General features: G+C 35.8%; 23 protein-coding genes and 1 pseudogene. 10 read left to right on the plus strand and 14 right to left on the minus strand.

The genetic code is table 11. The features are described from left to right. Positions 1-66: 66 nt before the first annotated feature. A complete protein-coding gene (locus A3EM_RS0115620) occupies positions 67-948 on the plus strand; it encodes a geranylgeranylglycerol-phosphate geranylgeranyltransferase (protein ID WP_020529162.1) in 882 nt (293 codons plus the stop codon). A gap of 151 nt (positions 949-1,099) precedes the next feature. Continuing rightward, the gene (gene purN / locus A3EM_RS0115625; RefSeq protein ID WP_020529163.1) at positions 1,100-1,678 is read left to right on the plus strand and encodes a phosphoribosylglycinamide formyltransferase; all 579 of its coding nucleotides are present in this window, start codon (positions 1,100-1,102) and stop codon (positions 1,676-1,678) included. A 23-nt stretch (positions 1,679-1,701) separates the two neighbouring features. Here the strand turns inward: purN and A3EM_RS0115630 are convergent, their stop codons facing one another. Both A3EM_RS0115630 and A3EM_RS0115635 read right to left on the minus strand, forming a co-directional pair. Beyond that, the gene (locus A3EM_RS0115630) at positions 1,702-2,982 is read right to left on the minus strand and encodes an exo-beta-N-acetylmuramidase NamZ family protein (protein WP_020529164.1); all 1,281 of its coding nucleotides are present in this window, start codon (positions 2,980-2,982) and stop codon (positions 1,702-1,704) included. Between the two features lie 113 nt (positions 2,983-3,095). Next, positions 3,096-4,988, minus strand: coding sequence for an amidophosphoribosyltransferase (locus A3EM_RS0115635; protein WP_026210328.1), 1,893 nt, complete (start codon positions 4,986-4,988; stop codon positions 3,096-3,098). Between the two features lie 420 nt (positions 4,989-5,408). Here A3EM_RS0115635 and A3EM_RS0115640 point away from each other — a divergent pair, with 420 nt between their 5' ends. Both A3EM_RS0115640 and A3EM_RS45875 read left to right on the plus strand, forming a co-directional pair. After that, a complete protein-coding gene (locus A3EM_RS0115640) occupies positions 5,409-6,002 on the plus strand; it encodes a hypothetical protein (protein WP_020529166.1) in 594 nt (197 codons plus the stop codon). Between the two features lie 2 nt (positions 6,003-6,004). Then, the gene (locus A3EM_RS45875) at positions 6,005-6,919 is read left to right on the plus strand and encodes a DUF6048 family protein (RefSeq protein ID WP_157637918.1); all 915 of its coding nucleotides are present in this window, start codon (positions 6,005-6,007) and stop codon (positions 6,917-6,919) included. Here A3EM_RS45875 and A3EM_RS0115650 read toward each other — a convergent pair. Both A3EM_RS0115650 and A3EM_RS0115655 read right to left on the minus strand, forming a co-directional pair. After that, entirely contained in the window at positions 6,916-7,902 is a 987-nt protein-coding gene (locus A3EM_RS0115650; RefSeq protein WP_020529168.1) for a lytic transglycosylase domain-containing protein, read from the minus strand. The two genes, A3EM_RS45875 and A3EM_RS0115650, sit on opposite strands and share 4 nt — an antisense overlap. A gap of 223 nt (positions 7,903-8,125) precedes the next feature. Then, positions 8,126-8,836 carry an LOG family protein gene (locus tag A3EM_RS0115655; protein WP_020529169.1) on the minus strand — a complete coding sequence of 237 codons (711 nt, stop codon included), beginning with the start codon at positions 8,834-8,836 and terminating at the stop codon, positions 8,126-8,128. A 403-nt stretch (positions 8,837-9,239) separates the two neighbouring features. Here A3EM_RS0115655 and recG point away from each other — a divergent pair, with 403 nt between their 5' ends. Then, positions 9,240-11,333, plus strand: a complete 2,094-nt coding sequence (gene recG / locus A3EM_RS0115660) for an ATP-dependent DNA helicase RecG (protein ID WP_026210329.1) — start codon at positions 9,240-9,242, stop codon at positions 11,331-11,333. Between the two features lie 100 nt (positions 11,334-11,433). Here recG and A3EM_RS0115665 read toward each other — a convergent pair whose 3' ends face one another. Together A3EM_RS0115665 and A3EM_RS0115670 are read right to left on the minus strand one after the other, a co-directional pair. After that, positions 11,434-11,817, minus strand: coding sequence for a hypothetical protein (locus tag A3EM_RS0115665; protein WP_020529171.1), 384 nt, complete (start codon positions 11,815-11,817; stop codon positions 11,434-11,436). Between the two features lie 93 nt (positions 11,818-11,910). Beyond that, a complete protein-coding gene (locus A3EM_RS0115670) occupies positions 11,911-12,462 on the minus strand; it encodes an REP-associated tyrosine transposase (protein ID WP_020529172.1) in 552 nt (183 codons plus the stop codon). A 101-nt stretch (positions 12,463-12,563) separates the two neighbouring features. Here A3EM_RS0115670 and A3EM_RS0115675 point away from each other — a divergent pair. Next, positions 12,564-12,758, plus strand: a pseudogene (locus A3EM_RS0115675) (hypothetical protein); the annotation flags it as partial. A 566-nt stretch (positions 12,759-13,324) separates the two neighbouring features. Here A3EM_RS0115675 and A3EM_RS0115685 read toward each other — a convergent pair. The 6 genes from A3EM_RS0115685 to A3EM_RS0115715 form a co-directional block, all read right to left on the minus strand. Beyond that, entirely contained in the window at positions 13,325-13,867 is a 543-nt protein-coding gene (locus tag A3EM_RS0115685; protein ID WP_020529175.1) for a DUF1697 domain-containing protein, read from the minus strand. Positions 13,868-13,881: 14 nt separating this feature from the next. Further along, positions 13,882-14,517: a polysaccharide deacetylase family protein gene (locus tag A3EM_RS0115690; RefSeq protein ID WP_020529176.1), complete on the minus strand. Its 636-nt coding sequence runs from the start codon at positions 14,515-14,517 to the stop codon at positions 13,882-13,884. A gap of 94 nt (positions 14,518-14,611) precedes the next feature. Continuing rightward, positions 14,612-15,121, minus strand: coding sequence for an FKBP-type peptidyl-prolyl cis-trans isomerase (locus A3EM_RS0115695; RefSeq protein WP_020529177.1), 510 nt, complete (start codon positions 15,119-15,121; stop codon positions 14,612-14,614). Between the two features lie 194 nt (positions 15,122-15,315). Continuing rightward, positions 15,316-15,978: a DUF5683 domain-containing protein gene (locus A3EM_RS42580; protein WP_157637919.1), complete on the minus strand. Its 663-nt coding sequence runs from the start codon at positions 15,976-15,978 to the stop codon at positions 15,316-15,318. A gap of 218 nt (positions 15,979-16,196) precedes the next feature. After that, positions 16,197-17,135 carry a ParB/RepB/Spo0J family partition protein gene (locus A3EM_RS0115710; protein WP_020529180.1) on the minus strand — a complete coding sequence of 313 codons (939 nt, stop codon included), beginning with the start codon at positions 17,133-17,135 and terminating at the stop codon, positions 16,197-16,199. 415 nt (positions 17,136-17,550) lie between these two features. Then, positions 17,551-18,327: a ParA family protein gene (locus A3EM_RS0115715; protein ID WP_020529181.1), complete on the minus strand. Its 777-nt coding sequence runs from the start codon at positions 18,325-18,327 to the stop codon at positions 17,551-17,553. A gap of 250 nt (positions 18,328-18,577) precedes the next feature. On the opposite strand from A3EM_RS0115715, the gene A3EM_RS0115720 reads away from it, so the two are divergent. Next, positions 18,578-20,275, plus strand: a complete 1,698-nt coding sequence (locus tag A3EM_RS0115720) for an ABC transporter substrate-binding protein (RefSeq protein ID WP_020529182.1) — start codon at positions 18,578-18,580, stop codon at positions 20,273-20,275. A 72-nt stretch (positions 20,276-20,347) separates the two neighbouring features. After that, positions 20,348-21,085, plus strand: a complete 738-nt coding sequence (locus A3EM_RS42585) for a lysoplasmalogenase (RefSeq protein WP_020529183.1) — start codon at positions 20,348-20,350, stop codon at positions 21,083-21,085. On the opposite strand, the gene A3EM_RS0115730 is transcribed toward A3EM_RS42585, so the two are convergent. Continuing rightward, a complete protein-coding gene (locus A3EM_RS0115730; RefSeq protein ID WP_044238722.1) occupies positions 21,072-21,566 on the minus strand; it encodes an NUDIX domain-containing protein in 495 nt (164 codons plus the stop codon). The two genes, A3EM_RS42585 and A3EM_RS0115730, sit on opposite strands and share 14 nt — an antisense overlap. Positions 21,567-21,702: 136 nt before the next feature. Between A3EM_RS0115730 and A3EM_RS0115735 the strand changes: the two genes are divergently transcribed. Beyond that, positions 21,703-22,512, plus strand: coding sequence for a ThuA domain-containing protein (locus tag A3EM_RS0115735; RefSeq protein ID WP_020529185.1), 810 nt, complete (start codon positions 21,703-21,705; stop codon positions 22,510-22,512). A gap of 216 nt (positions 22,513-22,728) precedes the next feature. Further along, positions 22,729-23,949 carry a glycosyltransferase gene (locus A3EM_RS0115745; RefSeq protein WP_044238636.1) on the plus strand — a complete coding sequence of 407 codons (1,221 nt, stop codon included), beginning with the start codon at positions 22,729-22,731 and terminating at the stop codon, positions 23,947-23,949. A gap of 9 nt (positions 23,950-23,958) precedes the next feature. On the opposite strand, the gene A3EM_RS0115750 is transcribed toward A3EM_RS0115745, so the two are convergent. Further along, positions 23,959-25,281 (minus strand): oligosaccharide flippase family protein, encoded by a 1,323-nt coding sequence (locus A3EM_RS0115750; RefSeq protein ID WP_083925246.1) that lies wholly within the window; start codon positions 25,279-25,281, stop codon positions 23,959-23,961. Positions 25,282-25,317: the final 36 nt, after the last annotated feature.

Here is a 25,317-nt window from a genome sequence, read left to right on the forward strand (position 1 = left end):
ACATATGCTTAGATTTTTTATCAATTAAAATTTAAAATAATTCAACTAAATATTAAATAAACAGGGATGTCAAGCCTGACCCTCCAAAGCAATTTCGTCATTAGGTCAATTTCCGGTTTTCAAAAACTGGTCAGGCTCCCTAACCTGCTTATCATTGTAGCAACCCAGTATTTAGTCAGAATATTTTTGGTCGGCCCTGCCTCCGAATGGAAAACTTTTATTTTTGACTATCGTTTCTTTTTACTCTCTCTAGCCACTGTTTTTATAGCCGCTGCCGGGTACATCATCAATGATTATTATGACATAAAAATTGATACCATTAATAAACCTGACCGCGTTGTGGTGGGTAAATTAATGAAAAGAAGAGTAGCAATGGCCTCTCATACCATATTGAGTATTATGGGAATTGGTATAGGTTTATTGCTTTCCAAAGAAATAGCGGTAATTAATTTCCTGGCTGTATTTTGGTTGTGGTTCTATTCCAACCGCCTCAAAAGGAAACCCTTTATAGGCAACCTGAGTATCGCAGTACTAACCACACTTTCCGTATTGGTTGTAGCAGTGTTTTTTCGGGCAAATAATTATCTGGTTTACACCTTTGGGGTTTTTGCATTTTTCATTTCTCTTATCAGAGAAATAATTAAGGATATGGAAGACTTGAGAGGGGATATGCATTTTGGCTGTAAAACTCTGCCCATAGTTTGGGGAATTCGGAAAACCAAGGTGCTCATATTCTTAATATTTGGTTTTTTTATGGTCACCATCATGGGGCTTTCCTTTGTAATAAGCAGTGCAACCATGAAATGGTATTTCCTCCTCATGACCATTCCATCCATTTTCTTTGTATATAAGCTATACTGGGCTGATACTAAAAAAAACTACCATTTTTTAAGCTCATTTTGCAAATGGGTGATGATCTCAGGCTTGGTAATGATGATTTTTATTTGAGTTCTGATTCATAAATCTATACCAGGAACCAATTCTTATGAAAATCCGGTAATTTTAATAACTTCAACATTCAAACCATTACTTTTGCCGGAAATCTCTTTTGATGTTAAAATAATGCATCCCTGATTTTAAAAACTTAAACCATACAACCTTGTTCAAAAGAAAAATTCATATTGCCATTTTTGCTTCCGGAACCGGATCTAACGCAGTAAAAATTATAGATTTTTTTAAGGAAGAAAAAAACATTTCCTTTTCCGTGCTTTCTAATAAAAAAGATGCCCCCGTATTAGAGAAAGCTCAGAATCTTGGGGTGGAAACCTTTACCTTCAACAGGGATGAATTTTTTAAGCAGGAAGAAGTACTCAATTACCTAAAATCCAAACAAACTACTTTGGTTGTATTGGCTGGCTTTCTCTGGCTTGTACCATCAAATATTATTAAAAACTTCACCAATCGCATTATCAATATTCATCCTGCACTTTTACCAAAATATGGTGGGAAAGGCATGTATGGAATGAAGGTTCATCAGGCAGTGGTTGAAAATAAAGAGAAAGAATCTGGCATCACTATCCATTATGTAGATGAACAATATGATCATGGTACGGTAATCCTTCAGGAAAAATGTATCGTAGAAGAAAAGGATACTCCTGAGGATGTAGCCCAAAAAATTCACCAGCTGGAGCATTACCATTACCCACGTGTAGTGGAAGCTATTCTCAATATGATGTAAGAAAGGAAAACCCGACTTTAAAACTAATATAAATAATAAGGTTTGGACATGGCTTTAAATGTATCCACATCCTTTTCCCAATACCACTTTACTTTTTCATAATTAAAATCCTGGGTAAAAATTTCCCTTATCTTGTTACTTCCGCAAACTTTATCAAACATATCCAGTCTGGAAGGTTCGCACAATTCGAAAGGATTTTTCTCCGGATAAAGCTCATGATTAGCCTGCATAAAATAAAATTGAACTGCAGATAGGTTTACCTTTTCATGATCTGTAATATGTACCTGCACTCCATTGAGTTCTATACCTTTCATAGAGCTGTAGTAAGGTTTAAAGGAAATGGGACGGAAAACTATGCCCTCCATTCCAAAGCCATTCATTTTTTCTGCAAAAGCAATTGGATCAATCCAATCAGCAGCAAAGGTCTGAAAAGGGAGCGTATACCCCACCCCGATTGAAACTGAATACAATTCACCTAAAATACCTGCCATAGGATAAAAAAACGGAGAATCTTTATGGGGAATATGAGGAGAAGTTGGTACCCATTGCAAGCCAGTCTGCTCAAAAGTCATTTCCCGTGTCCAGCCATCCATTTCTATAATAGTCAATTTACACTTTTGTTGGTTGGAAAGCAGCCCTTCTTCATTTAATAGTCCTGCAAGTTCCCCACAAGTCAGGCCATATAAATAAGGAATTTTGAACTGACTGACAAATGACAAATACCCCTCTTCCACCAAATTTCCCTCCACTCTGTTTCCTCCAATAGGATTTGGTCTATCCAACACCACAAACTCAATATTTTGCTCGGCAGCAGCTTCCATAGCAAGTCCCATGGTACTGATATAAGTATAAGAACGGCAACCAATATCCTGAATGTCGTAAACTAAAACATCAATTCCTTCCAGCATTTCCGGACTTGGCTTTTTGGATTTGCCATAAAGAGAATAAACAGGCAGATTGGTTTTGGGATCTTTATAGAAAGGAACCCACTCTCCTGCTGAATGATCGCCCCTCACCCCATGCTCTGGACCCATTAAAACTTTCAGTTCCACATTGTTTGCTTCAAACAAAATATCTACTGTAGATTTTAAATTGCGGTCCACCCCGGTTGTGTTGGTAATCAGCCCTACTTTTTTTCCTGCCAACTCCTTAAAGTTTCTGTCTCTCAGAACTTCTATTCCGGTTTTTACAATTGTTTTTGACTTTTCCAGGTTAGTTGAATTTATTTCTGAGGCAGTGGTATTGGTACAAGATGAATAAATGTGCCCCAAAAAAAAGACAATAAGAGAGAACTTTATGCGCATAAAGCAGGTAGGTTATTTATGTTTAGGTTATTAAAAAATCTTGGGAAATAGTTTTAATAAATCAGCCCTTTCGAAAAATACTTCAAAAGGGCTGATTTTTATAAAGACAAAATTTAATAAGCTCTTTTCACTTTGCCATCCATAAAATACATAAATGATTTGTTTACCACTCTGTTTCCACCAGGAGTAGGATAATCTCCGGTAAAATACCAGTCTCCTTTATGATTCGGACAAGCTTTATGAAGATTTTCAACTTTTTGGAAAATCACGGAAATATCAGCTTTAATATGGTCTTGTTTAATGATTGCAGCCACCTCATTCGAAATTTCTTCATCTGTAAATGGCGCATAAATTTCTTTCACATGGTTTTCTACATCTGAATTCCCATGTTTTAAGGAAGCTTTACATTTATCATATACTTCATCCAGAAGTTTTTCCCTACCCGTCTTTTTAATCAAACTCATAGCCGCCCTAAATGCCACAAAATCAGACATTCTGGACATATCAATGCCATAGCAATCAGGGTAACGAATTTGAGGGGCAGAAGAAACCACAATAATTTTCTTGGGCTCAAGTCTGTCAAGCATATTGATAATGCTCTTTTCCAGGGTGGTTCCTCTTACTATTGAATCATCAATGACCACAATGGTATCTTTGTTCTTCTCAATTACTTCATATGTGGTATCATATACGTGAGTCACCAAATCATTTCTTCCCTCATCATCAGTAATAAAAGTTCTAAGCTTCACGTCCTTTATCACCAGTTTTTCTATCCTTGGCCTAAAGGAAAGTACTTTCTCCAACTCCTTATCATTCAATCCCTTTTTTATAGCATTTAACCGCTCTTTCATGAGCTGATCGTCAATGCCCTTTGTCATTCCAAGGAAAGAGGTTTCAGCTGTATTCGGGATATAAGAAAAGACTGTGTTTTCAAAATTGTATTTCAATTCCTCCATAATTTGGGGAATTAATAATTCTCCAAGTTTTTTCCTTTCCTCATAAATTTCCGGATCTGAACCTCTGGAAAAATAAATTCGCTCAAAACTACAGGACTTTTTCGGCAGCCTTTTCATATAAGCATGTTGCCCAAATTTCCCATCTTTTCCGATAATCAGGGCATTTCCAGGCTCAATTTCCTGAATCTGATTATACTCAATATTAAATGTAGTTTTTATGGCCGGCTTTTCAGAAGCTACTACTACCACTTCGTCATCAGCATAATAATAGGCAGGTCTGATTCCGGCAGGATCTCTGGCTACAAAAGCAGCCCCAAATCCGGTAAGCCCGGCCATGGCATATCCTCCATCAAAATCTTTACAAGAGCGAATTAATATATTCTGGATATTGAGTTCATCAGAAATTTTTTCGGTAATGATGGTATTTGAAAAACCTAAATCCTTATACTTTCTGAATAAAGTCTGGTTTTCTTCATCCAAAAAATGTCCTATTTTCTCCAGAACAGTAACTGTATCAATTTTCTCGATGGGATGTTGTCCTAGTTCTACCAGGTTATCAAATAACTCATCCACATTGGTCATATTGAAATTACCCGCCATGATTAAATTCCGGCTTTTCCAGTTATTTCGCCTGATCATTGGATGGCAATATTCTTCCCCATTCTTACCATGAGTACCATACCTCAAATGGCCCAAATATAATTCCCCCATAAAAGGCAGATTATTTTTGAGCCATTTAGCACTCATATATTTTTCCGGGTGTTCATTTCTGGCTTTTTCAAGCTTTTTGTTCACCTTCCCAAAAATATCCATAATAGGTTGGGCAGCAGCGGAACGATATCGGGTAATAAACTTCTTCCCGGGCTTCTGATCAATTTTAATATTCACCGCTCCTGCACCGTCCTGACCCCGGTTATGCTGCTTTTGCATCAGCAAATACAACTTATTAATCGCCCAGGTTGGAGTCCCATATTTATCAATGTAGTATTGCATTGGTTTCCTTAGCCTGATTAAAGCTATACCACACTCGTGCTTAATTTTGTCGCTCATTTTTTAATACAGATATTTACCCCTCACCGGGAATTTTAGTTGTTGATTAAATAAAGCTAAGTACCAGTACCTTTATAATATTGAGCAACATCATCCCAATACCAATCAGTTCCGGCAAATTATATGGTGGTCAGTTTTGTCCACCACTTACCTACCCTTGTTAACCAAATTTGACTAAACATTCAAATAGCAAATATTGACTTAACGCTGGTGTATTATTCCTGCAAAAGTAAATGAAGATATTTTAGAAACACTGGGAAAGAATTAATTTTTCGATGGGATAATCAATTTTCTCTTTGATTTCCCTTTTAAGCCTTTTCAGGTGAATTTTTAAGACTTCTTGTTAAATATTTATAAAACCAAAGGAAAATAGAGGTGGATTTTAAAATACCTTTAAATTTGCCCCTAAATTTTTTGCAGATGAGAATTATTTTGAAATTTGGTTGGGTTTATATTTTTCTACTTTTTGCTGGATGTAATGATTGTGAACCAGTAGCAGATCCTGGGAATACACTTATTGTATCTTTTTATGAAGTGAAAAATTATTTATGTGATGACAAACTCGTAAGACAAAAAGTCCCTTTCTTATCTATTAAAGAAAAAGACAACGACAATATCCTTTATCCTGCAGATACTCCTGAAAGTGATTCCTTGATAACGACCGACAATATTACCTATGCATTGCCAATGCCTTTTGATAAAGATAACTCCACTTATGAATTTGTTTACCCTAAGCCATTAATCAAAACCTATACTTTTGAAGGAGAAACAAGATCAGATACATTGGCTAATCTAAGTCCGGATTTTTTAGAGGTTTCCTTTCTAAGAAAAGTAATTTTTGAAAGTCCTGATTGTGGCCTCATTCAACAATTGAGTAACATAAAATTAAATTCTGAATATCCTTCAACCTCATGTGATAAAGAGGCTAAGAAACTGATTGGGTTTGAGGCTGGAGAGGTTTTTATCGATGCCTTACAATCAAATGACACCACAAATATTAGAATATTCTTTTAGACATGACCTTAATACGACCACTATATAAAAAGAAACCTGTGATGAATTGGTGCTCTAAAAGCTATTCCCGGTTATACAAACCCAATATAGTAATATCCCTCATTTTTATGCTACTATTGGTTTCCAGCATTTCCAAGGCGCAGAAACCTGAAATTGAGCAGGCAGAGAAGGACAAAAAGGTAAAAGAAGAAAAGCCCAGGAAAGAAAAAAAAGAGTGGGAAAATCTCCAGATTTATGGGGTAAGACTTGGGACGGATATTGTGCGGCTGTCAAGTTTAATTTTTGATTCGAATGTAGACCATCAGGAATTCAATTCTGATTTGATTTTAAACAATAAATATTTTATTGCCTTCGACTTTGGAGCATCACAAATCAACCGAAACAACCAATTTAATGATTTTGATACCTACAAAAGCGAAGGTACTTATTTTAGAATTGGAGCGGATTACAACCTGATCAGGAAAGCTACAGATGATGACGGTGTCTCCCTTGGTCTTCGGTATGCCAGGTCATCGTTCAAACACACTTCTACCTATAGAATTGAAGATCCGTATTGGGGAACAACTGGAGAGGAAGGTACCTCCAGCTATTATACAAATACAGTTGAGGAAAATAAATTAAGTGCTGACTGGATCGAATTTGTAGTAGGTCTTAAATTAATGGTTTTTAATAATTTTTACCTTTCTCCCAATCTTAGATTTATGTTTAAATATTCTGTGGATGATCCTCAGGAAATTCTGGAAATTGCTGAAATTCCGGGGTATGGCAAGGCTAAAAACAATACCAATGTGAATACGAGCCTTACCCTGAGTTACAGAATTCCTCTGGTGAAGAAATTGAGAAATCCAGGCAAAAAGAAAAAGGAAACAGCACCAATAGAAGGCACTGCCCCTACTGAGGAAAATCCGAACAATTAATGTCCAATCATTTCTTCTGAAATTGAATCTTCGATTTCAGAGGAAGTATTCAATTCTGATTGCAAATCAAATGAGGCAGGTACAATTACCGGAATTTTTAAAATCACGGGTTCATCCACGGTAAGTGTTTTTCCCTTTATCCAGGGGTTATGCCTCACCAACAGTTTGTAATTGATGCCCTGACCCAGTGCAAAATCCACCAGATTATCAATACTTTCAGTAATTTGAATTTCTTTGGTATCCTCAATTTTATACTTCTGGCTGTCTTTCAGGTTAAATTTGTATTTGTCAGGATTGGTGAAAATTTCTTTAAAAGCCATTGCTTTAAAGACATACCTGGCCGTTTCACTATTTAGATTTAAATCGTAATAGGAATTTACTTTTTGGTCTCTCAGGCGCCTTTCTATGCCGGTAATGCCCAGATTGTAGGAAGCCGCAGCCAAAGTCCAGCTACCAAACTTTTTATAAGCCTGTTTAAAATATTTACAAGCCACATGGGTGGATTTGATGGGGTCATACCTTTCGTCTATTTCCTCATTGATCACAAGACCAAATTCTCTTCCGGTTGTTTCCATGATTTGCCAGAAACCTGTAGCTCCAACCGGAGAAACTGCGTTGGAGAAGGCACTTTCAATAATGACCAGGTATTTTAAATCTTCGGGCAAACCATAACTCTCAAAAACCTTTTCCATCTTGGGGAACCATCGATTGGCTCTTTTAAGCATCAGATTGGTATTGGCATAATGAAATACATTTTCATGGATTTCCCTGTCAAATTTCTCACTGATATCTGGCTCTTTTAATGGCACTTTTTCCCCACAAAAAATAAACTCACTTGGGAGTTCTATATTAAAAATTTCAGATTCATACCTCAGTTGAGAATTGATCTGGGTATTTTCTTTGCCCTTAATTTTATCAAAAATCGTATAGGCAAGAAGCCCCAGAAACAACAAAAGGATTACCGAATTTTGTAGCGCTTTCAAAAGAATTAATTTTAAAGTTAGAGACCAATGCCAATAAAATATAGAACCAGTGCCACAGGAGCTTAATTAATACAATAAATTATCCTCTGATAATCAATTGATTAACATCACTAAAGCACGTGCGTGTTTTGTGCTGGTCACACTAATATTTTATCAATATGCTGTTCCTATCATATTAGATTGAAAATCAGCACAGGTCTGTACATAACGATAAAAAGCCTCTTTAGAAGTTTGGTGACAATAAATATTTCGAATAAAAATCATCAATCACCTTCACGGCCTCGGTTGGGGAATCTACAAGGTTAAATAATTCCTGATCCCCAGGACTGATAAACTGATATTTATCCAGTAAGACTTTATTTATCCAGTTGAGCAACCCCGACCAATAATCTTTTCCCACCAATACAATTGGGAACCTGCCAATTTTTTTAGTCTGAATTAGAGTAAGTGCTTCAAAAATTTCATCTAATGTTCCAAAACCACCGGGCATTCCAATAAAACCCTGAGAGTATTTTACAAACATCACTTTTCGCACAAAAAAGTAATCGAAATTCATCAGTTTATCCGGATCGATATAAACATTAGCTCCCTGTTCGAAAGGTAATTCTATATTTAAACCTACCGATTTTCCATCCTCACTTTTTGCACCTTTATTACCGGCTTCCATTACACCGGGGCCACCACCAGTGATCACCCCATATCCATGTCTTACCAGCTTCGCAGCGATTTCTTCAGACATTTTATAAATTTCGCTATCCCGCTTGGCTCTGGCTGTGCCAAATATTGAAACACAGGGGCCTATTCTTTCCATTTTTTCAAAACCTTCCACAAATTCCGCCATCACCTTAAAAATCACCCAGGAATTTGCACTTTTTATTTCACTCCAGTTCTTTCGCTCGAACGCTTTTCTAATCTTGTTTTCTTCTTCACTCATAAGATTCTTGTGGTTAATTTATGATATTTGATTAAGTAGTACACAACTGATCAAAATGGCCAAATTAAAACCAATGTCATTATAAATCAGTTCAAACAGATTTTATATCCATTTTCCGAATACATCTATAATTTATTGGCTAAAACCTGAATTTTTAACTGTAAGAAAATCGAAAAATGGCCTTCACAAAAAATTTGCTTTATTTACTCAAATAATGCTAAAAAAATTTGGACAACGGGATTTTTAACGTAAAATATACTAATAAAGTTTTATAATCCATTAAATCGAATCAAAAGAAACCGTATCTTAAAACTATTGAATTATTAACGCAATTGATCAGTCGATTTGGGTAATTCAAATCCTATGAGTTTTTTTGTACTACATTACCATTACCTTTCTTTTGATATTGAACTACTTTGAAACCAAAATAGAATTCCTTAAAGGTGTAGGACCACAAAAAGCAGCCCTGCTTAAAAAAGAACTGAATATCCATACCTTTGAGGATTTACTTGCCCATTATCCCTTCCGGCATGAAGACAGGACCAGGTTTTATAAAATTGGAGAAGTAAATGATACCCTGCCCTACGTACAGATAAAAGGTGTAATTAAGTCCATAGAAACTGTAGGTGAGGGCAGAAGGCAAAGACTGGTGGCCACTTTGCAGGATGAAACCGGATGGCTGGATTTGGTTTGGTTTCAGGGAATTAGATGGGTAAAACCAAAATTGAAAGTTGGAGTGTCTTATATCGTTTTTGGTAAACCTGCCAGGTTTGGTAAAAATTATAATATTTCCCACCCTGAGTTTGAAGTACTTACCCTTGCCAATGAAGCCAAAGGAGGTTTAGAACCAGTCTATTCTACTACTGAAACACTTAAAAACAAATTTTTAGATTCCAGGGGGATAGCCAAATTACAAAGGGTTTTATTACCACAAGCCTTTGATAAAATCCCGGAGACCTTGCCTAATTACATCCTTGAGCGTTACAAATTTATTCCCAGAAATGTGGCCATCGCCAATGTGCATTTCCCTAAGGATACCAAAATTCTTGCTCAGGCAGTTTCCAGGCTTAAATTTGAAGAGCTATTTTATGTTCAGCTCAAAATGCTGAATCTCAAGCAACATCATCATGCAAAATTCAAAGGTCAGGTATTTGCCCACATCCCTACCGTTACAGAATTTTACAATAATCATTTGCCTTTCGATCTTACCAATGCCCAAAAAAGAGTAATACGGGAAATATACAAGGATATGAAAACCGGCCACCAAATGAACCGTTTGCTTCAGGGAGATGTGGGAAGTGGGAAAACCATTGTAGCTTTTATTTGTATGCTGATGGTACTTGACAATGAAGCACAGGCATGTATGATGGCCCCAACGGAAATTCTTGCCGATCAACATTACCAGGGGCTAAAAGAATATGCTGATAAACTGGGAATCAGGATTGCCAAACTAACAGGTTCTACCAGAAAAAAAGAGAGAGCGGTAATTCATGAAGGACTATTGAATGGGGAAATTAAAATTATTGTAGGAACACATGCACTCATTGAAGATACAGTAGATTTCCAAAATCTTGGACTTTGCGTGATTGATGAACAACATCGTTTTGGAGTAGCTCAGCGGGCAAAGTTGTGGAATAAAAGAAGTGAAGCTTACCCGCATATTTTGGTGATGACAGCCACTCCCATCCCCAGAACACTAGCCATGACTTTATATGGTGACCTGGATGTTTCTGTAATTGATGAATTACCTAAAGGCAGAAAACCTATTCAGACTGTTCATTATTTCGATTCTAACCGACTAAGAGTTTGGGGCTTCATAAAGTCTCAGGTGAAATTAGGCAGGCAGGTTTATATTGTTTATCCATTGATTGAAGAGTCTGAAAAAATGGATTATAAAAACCTGATGGATGGCTATGAAAGTGTTTGCAGGGCATTCCCTGATTATCAGATCAGCATTGTGCATGGGAAAATGAAAGCGAAGGACAAGGACTTTGAAATGCAGCGCTTCATTAAAAAAGAAACTCAGATTATGGTGGCTACCACTGTAATTGAAGTAGGGGTAAATGTGCCCAATGCCTCCGTAATGATCATAGAAAATGCCGAAAAATTTGGACTGGCACAACTCCACCAGCTTAGAGGAAGAGTAGGAAGAGGAGCCGATCAATCCTATTGTTTATTGATGACCAGCTTTAAATTGAGCAAGGAGGGCAAAATCAGAATAGACACTATGGTAAGAACCAACAATGGTTTTGAATTAGCCGATGTGGATTTAAAACTAAGAGGACCAGGAGATTTAAGTGGTACGCAACAAAGCGGTGTGCTGGATTTGAAATTTGCAGACTTGGGCAAGGATGGGAAAATTATTCAGGAAGCCAGGAATTTAGCCAAAAGGATTTTAGAAGCCGATGCGACACTGGACAAACCAGAAAATCAGATATTAAAAAACAGATTGAGGAAACTAGAAAAAACCCAGACTAACTGGAGTAGGATTAGTTGAACCACCGAATGTAAGCTTTTTAGGTTATCACCTTCCTCCAAACTTTTTTAATTACAAGTCTTGATATCGCTAAGACTTATACCAGTTGGAGGTATATAAATTATCTTACAGGTGGAATAAAAGGTACTTCTTTCCATCCTTCTTTTGGAGCTTTAATATACTCTGGTAATTTCTTTTTTAAATAAATTTTGTTAAAGCTAGGATTTTCCGTTGAAAATTTCACAATATACCTTCCTCCTTTTTCTTGAGCCTCCCATCCATATATATCACTCCCAATATAGTCTTCATCCAAATATCTAAATTTGAATCTAATATTTTGTCCTCCTCTAGATGTGCTATATTTTTCGATAGTTTCACCAATAGTAAACCGTGGAAATTTCCTCAAACTTTTTTCTTTTTTAAAAGCCTTGTATGAAAAAAAGACAAAGAATAATAGAAGAATTGTAAAACTAATAATGCCTACAATAGAGTTCTTGCCTTTCATTTATTTTTGATCGTAAATTTTTTAAAAAAATTATTTGTTAATCCCCCATCGCTGGTGCACGCGTGTCGCGTGTACCAATTCCACAATGCCTTTCTAACCATCAATAAAGTCAATTTCCAAAAGGCCCTTTCCACCGCTGTAATCTATGGCACTACTATACTTCCAATGCCAAGGTTCAGCCACAAAGCCAGCAACTACCGGATTGGCATGAATGTATGAAACTTTTTGTTCGATCACTTCAGGACTCCACAATTCAATAGGTTTGTTATGATGCTGCCATACTTGACTTCTCGATACATTACTACTCTTTTTTGCCGCTCGCTCCATCATCCAAAGAAGCCATTCTTTTCTACTTTCCTGAGGATTATCTGCTATTGATTTTCTTAAAGCTTTTGAGGTAAATTCTTTAAAACGACCAAGAACCTGAGCTGGATTGTTGTCACTGGCTCGCATAATCAAATGTATGTGACTCGGCATGATACAATAGCAAAATATTTGCAAACCCAGATTTTTTCTGCAATAATCAAGGCTATTAATGAGCAGGTTAAAGTAATCCTCACGTACCATAATATCCATCCAATATACGGTTGCAAAACTCACAAAATACAAACCTTCCTGATTTAAAAACTTATATTTTCGACTCATTTAGCTAATATACAGAACATTAGAAAATTTATCATGGATGTGATTGGCTTAATAATAGACACACGCGACACGCGTGCGCCAGCTTGTGAGATTTAAGTGGTACGCAACAAAGCGGTGTGCTTGATCTGAAATTTGCAGACTTGGGCAAGGATGGGAAAATTATTCAGGAAGCCAGGAATTTAGCCAAAAGGATTTTAGAAGCCGATGCGACACTGGACAAACCAGAAAATCAGATATTAAAAAACAGATTGAGGAAACTAGAAAAAACCCAGACTAACTGGAGTAGGATTAGTTGAAACACCTTTATTCTAGCATTCTCTATTTCCAACAGTTTATAGTTCAAGTTTTTCACAGGAAGGTCTTCGCCAGTGACCTTGCACCAGTTGGGGAATTAATCCCCTATAAAGCTAGTGAATAAAGCAGAAAAATCACATAACTATCTCTAAACCATCCTTTATTTGTAGCATTAACTTCATCTAATTTTTTTTTGAAAAATTTGGGGTCTTTAAACACTAAATAATGTCCATAGAATAAAAATCCTGCAAAAATTGACAAACATAAAAAAGACAATATCAAGGGGAATTTTTCCTTAAAGAAAATTTTATTCAATGCCCTTAAAATAATCATAATTAAACTAGATAAATAAATTCCTCCCTGTAATGCCGAAAAACCCAATTCAGCATTAAATGAAATTTTTATAATGATATTTATTCTGTAAAAAAAATTGGTAATCTTAAAAAAGATCCATTGTATCAAATTCATAGAAATGATTAATTCTACTAAAACTTGTACATATTTTCTTGATGGTCCAATCCATCCTCCTGCTGGCTCCCAATGCCACGGTTGCCCAAGTGTAAAGACCTTAACCTTTCCCCATTTCCACCAACTTATTTACCGTTCTCCAATTTCTGGTAGTGGCAATTACTTTCAGTTTTTGTTCGATTAAATTATTGGAAAATTTGGTAGTGCCATAGCCATTGGGGCAATGCAGGTAAATTGCCTTGCCGACCAAAACCACTTTATCTTCTCCACTTTTTACCGCTTGTAGTTTTTCAAAATTTTCAGCAGCAGGAATTTCATCCAGAAAAGTAACTAGTAGTTTTCTATCATCATTGTCCCAGGTAGAATCATAAGGATTATGGTTGGCTACTTCTTCAAATTCTGCCACTGTTTTCACAATTACCGGAACATCAAACCCATATTTTTCTTTTATTTTGGCTGAGATGTTTCCAGCCAGAATTTTTGCATCAGTTTCAGTAAAATCAAAAATCACATTTCCACTCTGAATATAAGTCTGGATATTTCCAAAATCTAATTCGGACAAATGAGCCTTCAGCTCGGCCATTTTAATTTTCTTCTGACCACTCACATTTATTCCCCTTAAAATTGCGATATACTTTCCCATTTGTTAATTCTGAATTACTCTAATGCCTTAAATAAAAATCCCTTTTTGGAAAAATACTCCAAATATCTTGGAAGTACATAATCCAGATTTTTTTTTGCTTTCAAATTATCATGGAAAACTATAATTGAACCAGGTTGGGCGAATTTTATAGACTTCTCAAGACATACTTTTTTATCCAGCTTCTGGGAAAAATCTCCACTCAACACATCCCACATAATGATTTCGTATTCTTTTTGAATTGGTTTTATTTGAGAGCGGGCAATTCTCCCATAGGGAGGCCGAAAGAATTTTATTTCTGGAGATTTAACCAAAACAGCAAACTGATCCCTACAACGCTCAATATTTTCAAAATAGGAGTCATTTCCGGTATTCCAGCCATTAAGGTGATTGAAAGTGTGGTTGCCCAAAACATGCCCTTTCCCCAGGGTTTCAGATGCAATCTCAGGATATTTTCGCACATTATCTCCCACACAAAAAAATGTAGCTTTGGCATTGAACTGGTCAAGAATTTCTAAAATTTCCGGGGTCATTTCCGGAATGGGTCCATCATCAAAAGTGAGGTAAATTACTTTTTCATCTGAATACCTGCTCCAGGTTAAGGAAGGATATAATACTTCCTGGAACAACCATCCCATTTTGTGAAGAAACATAAAAAATGTCTTTTATGAAGCAAAAAAATCAGGACATAAAAAAAGTCCCATAGTTTTACAAAGAAGAAAACTATGGGACTTCATCAAATTAATTTTAATGGTGATGTCCACCTGGTCCGTGTACGTGTCCGTGTTCAATTTCTTCCTGAGAAGCTTCTCTCACCTCTAGCACTTTTCCAGAAAAATGGAGGTTTACTCCAGCCAGTGGATGGTTAAAATCCATTCTCACATATTCATCAGTTATTTCCTGAATTAGTCCGTTTAATGGGTTTCCTTCCTGGTCCTGCATAGGTAAAGTTCTACCCACCTGTAACATTTCATCTTCCTGTTCTTTTGTAGGGAAGTTCAGGTTATTTCTATCTACAGCCACTACAGCCTCCTCATTTACAGGCCCGTAAGCCTCATCGCTTGGTACAGAAAAGTCAAATTCATCTCCTACGGTTTTACCCTTCAAATGCGTTTCAAATCCGGCAATTACATTTTTATGTCCGAAAAGAAAATAAAAAGGATCAGATTCATCTACTACCTGAATCATTTTACCTTCTTTGTCATTTTCTTTCAATTCATAAGTAAGGGATACAACCGAGTTATTATCAATATTCATTATTAAAAAGATTTATTAAAAAATTTCATTCAAAATATAATGCTGGCGATAATTCAAAATCACCAATTTAAATTTACTGAAACTTAAAATATTTAAAAGAATTAAAAATTTCAGTGAAATTATAGCTAAAAGCAGGTATTAAAATATAAGCCTTATTTTTTTAAAAGGATAGCTTTTAGAACAAAATCCTCAAATTATTTCAGGTTTAATGTCAGGGTAACTCCGGGAACTACCGCATTTAGTTGTGTATCTATAAGGCTTGGTTTCACAATGGCGGCAAGGTCATCACTCACATTAAATGCAGCCAGATGAGAATCAACAGTGGCATCGGCAATTGTTAATCCGTACCAAAGGAAAGTCAGAATTACATTAAAATCCCTGTTTCGTCTGAATAAATCCCTACCCTGTCGAAGCTGGTCTGTGGTACGGGAAGTGGGAATAAAGTCATCAAAATCATTATCATTACTACTATCAGAATCCGTTCTATTAGCCAGAGCATCCCTGTAAGCCAGATACCTCACATTATTAAAATCAATCAGGGAAGCAAATATCACAAAACCACCATACACAATCGGAACTTTCCAGTATTTTTTATTATAAATCTGTCCTAAACCGGGAATAGTAGCCCCCATTAAAGCTGCTTTCGATGGAGGGTTCAACTCTTTTTTCTGATCTAAAAATGATAAATCTAAAGAATCGAGCACTGTGGTGGTAGAATCAAAGACTACTGTAGCAGAATCTGTTTCTTCCTGCGCCAAGGCCATACCCACGCCAAAAAACAGATAAAACCCCAGAAGTATAACTATTTTTAGTTTACAACATCTAAAAAAATATACAGAAATTTTAGTAGCAAACATCTTTATTAATCAGGTGTTGAATTCGGTTTAATTTCATCCTTCATTCAACGCTTTGGTAAAGAATTTTAATCCTTTTGTGAAAACGAAAAAATTTACAGATTTAAAACTAGGATAATTATTAAAATAGTTTTGAGGCTAATTTTTTTTAACATCACTTTTAACAGAATTTTGAATCTTTTTTATTCCAAAGGAGAAAATCAGACTATTTCACCTGAAGATTAGTCTGAATAATTCAATAATTCCAGAATTCTGTTGAGGTCATCAGTAGAGGTAAATGGAATTTTTATTTCCCCCTTTCCTTTATCTGATGACTGGATTTTTACTTTAGTTCCAAACTGAGTGGCCAGTTTGTTTTGTACTCTTTTTATTTGAAAGTTAAATTCTGTATCCTGAGGTTTTGCTGCAGGCTTTTCCTCCTGTTTTTCCAGCTTAAGGTTTTTCACAATTTCTTCTACCTTCCTCACCGATAAATCCTCCGCAATAATCCTGTCGAAAATGGCCAGTTGTTTTTTGCTGTCCTCTATATTCACCAAAGGTTTGGCATGACTAAAAGAAATTTGATTTTCTTTTATGGCCACATGAATCTCGAATGGCAATTTTAATAACCGGAGATAATTGGTAACTGTAGCCCTTTTCTTCCCTACTCTGTCTCCAAGTTCTTCTTGTTTTAAACCAAATTCCCTGATTAACCTTTGGTAACTATGGGCAATTTCAATGGCATTGAGGTTCTCCCGCTGGATATTTTCAATCAGGGCCATTTCCTGCATTTGCTGGTCATTGGCCGTCCTGATAAACGCAGGAATCGTTTTTAATCCAGCTAGTTTGGAAGCCTGTAATCTTCTTTCTCCAGAAATTAACTGATACTTTTTAGCTTCCAGTTTTCTAACAGTAATTGGCTGGATTATCCCATGGATTTTTATGGAATCGGCAAGTTCTTCCAGCTTTTCCTGTTCAAATTCCTGCCTGGGCTGATAAGGGTTCGCATCGATCCAGTCCGTTTCGATTTCCGAAACTGCACTGGACAAGGCACTGGAATTTTCTTTTTCAGAATCTTTCTTGGAAACATGTACATCAGACAATAATGAGCCAAGGCCTTTTCCAAGAGATTGTCCCCTGCTTCCTCTTTTTTGTAATTTTACTTTTTTGGGATCAGTCATTATCCTTATATAAGTAGATTTCTATTTATTCAATTTCAAAATATTCCCCCCATCATACCAACTGCAAAACTATTGAATTTTACCTTCACATAACCAGAAAAACCTTCAGTATCTTCTCCGAATTCTAAAAAGAAAGTACCTGAATGATTAACCTTATGTTGGAAAAGCTTTTTACTGCCTCAACTATTAAGTGCATCAATAAAACTTCAGGAATTTAGGCAGTTGAATTCCCTTTTTCCTTTTTGGAAAATTTAAGAATTGGACATTTCTTTAATTCTAAAGATCTGATTGTAGAATTGTTAAAGCGAATCTCGAAAAAACTCTATTATTATTCCAAAAGAACAGTTTTTCAAGATTTCAAGTACGGGTATTGGGCCTTTCGTGTGATTTCAAATTCTTTAATTAGAAAGAATTTCTATTTTTTTACCATATTATTTTTCTCTAAGATTTCCTGAGCCAGGTTTAAGTAACTGATAGAACCTTTACTCTCAGCATCATGTGCAATAGCCGGCAACCCGAAACTTGGAGCTTCGCTTAATTTGATATTTCTTGGGATAATGGTACTAAAAGTCAACTCCTGAAAGTGTTTGTTCACATCTTCCACCACCAGATTAGAAAGCCTTAACCTTACATCAAACATGGTAAGCAAAATACCTTCAATCACCAATTCAGGATTCAATCTGCTCTGGATAATTTTGATCGTACTCAACAATTTTCCCAATCCTTCCAAAGCGTAATATTCACATTGAACCGGAACAATTACAGAATCTGCAGCTGTCAGTGAGTTTACCGTAATCAAACCCAGCGATGGAGAACAATCGATTATGATAAAATCATACTTTTCCTTTACAGGCTCCAAAGCCTCTTTCATCTTTTCCTCCCGGTTTTCCGACTCTATCATTTCCACTTCAGCTCCCACTAAATCTATGTGTGAAGGAATAATATCAAGATAATCAAATGCAGATGGTTCAATTACATCTTCCACAGCTACTCCATCAACCATGCAATTGTAAATGGTTTGTCTTTCTATCTTAGGATCAAGCCCAAGGCCTGAAGTTGAATTGGCCTGTGGATCAGCATCTACAACTAAAGCATTAAATTCAAGTGCTGCGAAACTTGCTGCCAGGTTAACAGCTGTGGTGGTTTTTCCTACTCCTCCTTTTTGGTTGGCAACGGCAATAATTTTCCCCATGTTTGTTTGATGGTATAAATTTATTTCACTTCAACTACACACATTTATTACTGAATAGCCTATCGGAAAATGCAGTTGATTATGGTGATTTTTATTTGGTTTTTGAACTGCAAGGTTAACTAAAAAAATAAAAAATTCATTGAATTAACTGGTAATTCTCTCCAAGAAAACTACCACTCTTGCGTTAACTTTTATTAAAGATTCTTTCAACGGGCACAAATATAATTTATAAAAGCTAAATACTAAGGATATGATCAGACAATTTCTAGTGCTACTGACTTGTTCATGGGCATTCTGGGGATGTGGAAAAGGAGACCAGGAAATTGTGGAAAACAGGCAGAAAGTATTCAAATATAACCAACACGAAGGACTTACCTCCCTGGATCCGGCCCTGGCCAAAAACCAGGCAAATGTGTGGGCAGTCTCTCAATTGTATAATGGTTTGTTTGAGTTTAACGAAGATTTATCCGTACATCCCTGTCTGGCAAAAACCTGGAAAGTTTCTGATGATGGACTTACATATACTTTTGAAATAAGAGATGATATATATTTCCATGATAGTGAGGTATTCCCAAATGGAAAAGGCAGAAAAGTGACAGCAGAAGATTTTGTTTACAGTTTTAAAAGGATTGTGGATAAAAAAACAGCCAGTTCGGGTTCATGGGTTTTTAATGATAAAATTCTTAAAGATAAAAATGGGCAAATTTCTGAATCAGGTTTTGAAGCCACTTCTCCAACTCAGTTAATCATTCGGTTAAGGAAACCATTCCCCCCGTTTTTGCAAATCCTTTCTATGCCATATACCTATGTGGTACCCAGGGAAGCCATAGAATTTTATGGGAAAAATTTTGGAAGAAATCCCGTTGGCACAGGTCCATTTACCCTGAGCGGAAAGGACTGGGATGAGGGAACCAACCTGATCATGAGGAAAAATAAAAACTATTGGAGACGGGATAATAATTACAATCAGCTCCCATATCTGGATATCGTACAAATAAATTTCATTGCGGATAAAACTCAGGAATTTCTGACATTCAAACAGGGAAAACTTGATTTGGTGGCAGGAATTGATCCCAATACAGTTGATCAGTTATTAAATAAAAAAGGAGAGATTAAGGAGGAGGTTCTTACTAAATATAATGTACAACAAGTTCCTTATCTTAACACAGAATACATTGGCTTTCAGTTAGATCCATCAAAATACAGGGACCCTAATCATCCTTTCTTGGATAAAAGGGTAAGGCAGGCAATGAGCTACGCCATTAACAGAGAAGAACTGGTATCATTTCTAAGGAATAATCTCGGAGTTCCCGGCACAGGAGGGTTTGTCCCAACAGCACTTCCCTCCTTTGACAATGGAACTATAAAAGGTTATCATCTAAATGAAAAAAAAGCCAAACAACTTCTAAAAGAAGCGGGCTATTCAGAGGGAAAAGGCTTCCCGGAAGTTACTCTTTACACCAACCCTGTTTATGCCGTAATGATGGAATATTTGCAAAGACAGTGGAAAGCAGTTTTGGGAATTAAAATTAATGTAGAAGTTAATAATTTTACTAACCATCAGGAATTGGTAGATAATTCTAAAGCTTTACTATTCAGAGGTTCATGGCTTGGAGATTACCCGGATGAGGAAAATTACCTGGCCTGTTTTTATTCGGGAAACTTAAGTCCATTAGGCCCAAACAAAACTCATTTTAAAAGTGAGAAATTTGATAATCTTTTCGAAATAGTCCATCAGGAAAAAAACAAGTGGAAAAGGCATGAGCTTTTTCACCAACTGGATCAAATGGTCATGGACGAATGTGCAGTAATCGTTCTTTTTTATGATGAAGTGATGAGAATTACTCAGAAAGATGTAGTAGGACTCACCGCAAACCCTATGAATATTATCCATTTGGAATGGGTAGATTTTGCGGAGGAAAATATTCAGCCAGTTGCTGAGAAATAGTTTTTTAAACGATATTATATTTTTGGATCGTTTGGAAATTCCTTAGCTTTAAATAGCCTGAATAAACAAACTATGCCAGGAAACAAAACTACATTTTTTCATTTTATTTTTGGAGTAATTGTTATAGGAGACCTGATCGGGCAATTTGACGCCTTCTCAAGTCTCAACAATATATTTAAACCCCTGATAATGGTCTGGATTGGAATTTACTTTTACCTACAATCCAGAAAGATTTCTAATAATTTAAAACCACAGATTTTCTTCGCATTTTTCTTTTCCTGGCTTGGAGATATTTTCCTCATGTTTCAGGAATTTAATCCCCTCTTTTTTATTACCGGCCTGGCTTGTTTTTTAATTTCTCAAATTACTTATATATTGATTTTTAAAAAGGCTCAAGATAATTCTAATCCACAAAAAACCATTTTTCAAACCAAATCGTATTTGGTTTTACCCTTCCTGATTTATGGAGCATTTTTTTACTTTTTGCTCTTTCCGAATCTGGATTTAATGCTAAAAATTGCAGTTTTGATTTATGCTGTGGCACTTGTGGGTATGTCTGCCACTGCTTTCAATCGAAAAGACAGGGTAAGTAATCCTTCCTTTTGGTCAGTTTTTTTCGGAGCTATTCTATTTGTAATTTCTGATAGTCTGATTGGGGTAAACAAATTTCTGTTATCAGAACCTTTGCCTTTAGAAGGAATATTAATTATGGGCACATATATCCCTGCTCAATATTTGATTATGAGAGGATTATTGGTCTATTTAAAGGAAAATACCAGAAAAACAGCACCAAATCTCATTCCGGAATAAAGGAATAATGACCTGATAAGCTCAATAACCCGGAGATGGAATTACACTTTGTGAAAATATGATGCACACAATTTTTTGGTTCCTCAAGTATTTCTTCAAAGGATAATAATTCTACTTTATCAATAATCTGTTGCTCTCTTTCCAATTCCGGGTCAATCCCCTTCCCTATTGCCCCTCCCTCAGGCTGAACTTCAAAAAACAGCTCAATTCCATGCAGTGGTTTGGCTAAAAACTCATGAACAAACAAAAATTTTTTGACAACCACCTTCAAACCAGTTTCCTCAAGAAATTCTCTTTTTAAGGCTTCTTCTGTAGTTTCTCCATAGTCTAAGCCTCCACCTGGTGGCGCCCACAAATATTTCTCGCCTACAGATAAGTGTTTGATCATAAGAACCTTACCACCAATTACACAAATTCCACAAACCCTTACCCTTAGTTTATTCCCAAAATTTTCTATAATTTCCTTATCCTGATTTTTCATTCTTTTCCCAATAATCAAATTATTTCATTTCAAAACACCAAAATTCCCTATTCTTCAAAAAATAATCCTTCCAACCGATCAAAAGTGTCTAAATTTAAGGGTTATCAATTAATGTTAATTTTTTCACTAAAACTTTATGAATACCAAACTAACTAAACTTCTGATACTTCTGGGATTATTTTTAAGTTTTAATTCAGGCTTTTCCCAGAATGGAAAAATCTTAATTATTCAGGACGAAACTCCCCAGCTCAAGCCATTAATTACCTTTCTTGAAAATGAAGGAAAATTCTCCGTAGAGATGGTGGACCAGGCCAATTTGCCGAAAAACTTTAGCGATTACAAAGCCACAATCGGATACATTCACGGCAAACTCGAGGTTGAAGCAGAAAAAGCCATTATAGATTACACAGAAAATGGTGGGAAGTTTATTTGTTTACATCATTCCATTAGCAGCGGAAAAGCAAATAATGAGTTTTATTTCGATTTCCTTGGCATTCAACTGGACCATCCCGAATTTTCCAAATACCCTGTAAATCCGGGGGAAGGGTACGGATGGTTTCACGATGGGGAAAAAGGAGTACCCCTAACTTTGGTGAATCTTAACCCTAATCATTACATTATAAATCATAAAATTGAGTGGGGTAAATCCATCTCCTATTCTTCTTCAGATGGTCCGTCAGCTGAAGGGACGTTTCCAAGTATCACTCTAAATGCCACCGAAGTTTATATGAATCACAAATTTACAGATGGGAGAGAAAAAACTGTTTTATGTGGCTTTAAATATTACGACTTCAGAAATGGGAAAATCTTTATGCAGGACCGTGCAGTATGGTATAAGGACTATAAAAAAGGTCAAATCTTTTATTTCATGCCAGGAGATAGAATTACAGATTATCAAAATAAAAACATTTCCCAGATGATACTCAATGCTATTAATTTTGACTGAAAAATAAATTAAGGAAGTATAAGGAGTAGTTGAAATTCTCTTTTACTTCCTTAATTTTTCTCTATTTACAATTATTAATAAATTGTTAACCCTCCTAAAACAGTATTACATCACTTATTGTAACCTTTATCAGATTTTTTTTAATAAAAGCACATCTTTGGTAATTTATTTGCCTTTCAATTTTCAATTAAATATAAAAACCAAATTAGATGGCTATTGGAAGGTAGAAGCATAATAATACTAGGTAATCACCATTGGGATAAGCACCACCACGACATTTGTCAACAATTTGCCATTGCATTTTCCAAAACATGCAATGTGCTTTATGTAAATCCCCCACTCAACAGAATTTCTTCTATAAGGCATTCGGATAATCCTGCTATAAAATATCAGAAAAAAGTAAATGTCGGAAAATCGGAAGACCTTGTTCAGGTAAATGACAATTTATGGATACTTTATCCTAAAATGATGGAGGAACCCATCCAGTGGCTGGCCAGCTCTTCTATTTATAATATTCTTAACAAACAAAATGCAAGAAAATTAGCCTATCAGATAAAACTTTCTTGTAGAAAATTAAGAATTGAAGAATTTGAAATATTCTCTACTGAAATACAAGGAAAAAGTATTTTTATAAAAGACATTCTCAAACCTACATCACTTACCTATTTTACTGAACACTATCAGATTTCAAAAAGGCGGGAATTAAGGTCACAAACGGATGTGGTAATTCAGTCCGATTTTGTTTTTACTAATTCCATGACATTTATGGCTCAATTCGAAGAATTAAATGAAAATGTCTTCTATCTGCCAACAGGTTTTAACAAAAACCTTGTCTCATTAAATGAAGAACAAATTTTTCCAGCAGACCTGAAAAATACAAAATATCCTATAATAGGATATTTTGGTAATCTTGACAGTGAAAATATTGATGTTTCTACCCTGCATCACATGGTGGATGAAAGACCCCATTGGAATTTTGTGATTGTAGGAAAAGTAAGCGAAAGTTTCCTTAGGGAAAATAGCTGGCACAACAAACCAAATATTTGGTTTTTAGGAGAAAAATCGCATCATTTAATTAATTCCTATATGCAGGCTTTTGATGTCTGTATTTTGCCACTTGCTATAAATGATTTTACTGATAGCACTTATCCTGAAATCCTGGATGCATACCTTACCCTGGGAAAACCGGTGGTTGTTACCCACTTAAAAGCAACCAAACCATTCCAGGAGCATGTTTATTTAGCCTCTTCTCCACAGGGATTTGTGGTAAAAACGGAACATGCATTGGCAGAAAATAATGAAAAGCTAATAGCAGAGAGAATTGCTTTTTCAAAAAGTCATACCATAAACCATTGTGCTAAATTAATTTTGGAAAGCACACTCCAAAAACAAAATATTCAGACAAAAATATCTGACGACTATTCAATTATTAGTTGATCATCCATTTTAGCCGACCTTATTGATCCTCAAAAAATTGACCACAGGATATTTAATGAGGTCCCTCAAGGAAATATTTAATCCTGCCCTTTTTGTTAAAACCATTCCGGATAACATACCTAGAAAAAATACAAATACCGTCAACATGGCTACACACCAGACTTCCTGAAAAAATAGTAAAACCAAAAAATCACCCAATACATTAAAACTCAATAAAAATAAAATCCTGTAGAAGTTATAAGCGGGCTTGTTTATCGCGTCAAGGGCCACTCCTGAAAACCTGTAAAAGGGGATAAACAAACAGCCACATACTAAAATTCTAAATATAAATACTGCCTCGAAATATCCAGAACCTGCCACAATTGCAATCAAAACCTCTGCAAAGTAAAAGGTAAAAAACATGATTAAAATGAAAATTAAGGTGACGCCTACAGTATATTTTTTAAATGTCAAATGAAATGTGTGAGCTTTTTTTTGATTGGCTGCAGCTGACAATTGAGGGAAAAGGTTATTTGCCAGACTTCTAATTAGTAGATCGAAAACTTCTGTTAATCTTAATGCAATGCTAAAAACCGCCACTGATGAAGCATTCATTATTAATCCAATGATTAGTGTATCTGCAGTTTTTAACAAATTTCCTCCAATCATAGTACCCATGCTAAACTTACCGTAATTCAATATTGAATGAAGGTGTTTTTTTGAAAAATACCTGTATTTAATTCGAAATAGATTGGACGAAAATAAAAGCCAGATAGAATTAATCCCCTGACTGGTAATATAGGCTATGGGGAGAAAGTGAACAGGGTAACTTTTCAGGTAATGAGCTATTACATATCCTGAGAAAAGACCGAAAGTTGCGAATTGTGATTTAAAAATCCCTACAAAATTCCTTTCCCCCTGTGCGTTCCACAAATAAAAATTTCTTGGAAATGAAACTAAAAATAAAAGAGGGAACCATTTTAAAAACAATCCATAACCCGATCCAGTTTGTGTATTAATTCCAGGAAGTTGACTTATTAATACCAAACCGGATATTAGCATGGTAATACCCAAACCAATGATAAAACCGGTGGAAATGAATTCACATTTAAATCTTTGATTCTGGATTCCGGAGGTAAATTTAATGAGCGGGGTTTGCACAATTCCGGCCCGGATCATTTCCAGCATGGTACTTCCTGAGATAAAAATGACCCAATGCCCAAACTCTTCCTTGGTTAAGGATCTTGCCAAAAGGGAAAAATTAAGAAGCCCCAGGCAGGCTACCAAAAGATTGCCATAAACCGATTGGAAATTTTTATTTTGGAATAAAGTTGAAAAAATTCTGCTCATCATTTACCCAACGCATGAGGAGAAATTTATTTCTGAGGC

The organism is Flexithrix dorotheae DSM 6795 (assembly GCF_000379765.1).
In the GTDB taxonomy this organism is placed as follows: domain Bacteria; phylum Bacteroidota; class Bacteroidia; order Cytophagales; family Flammeovirgaceae; genus Flexithrix; species Flexithrix dorotheae.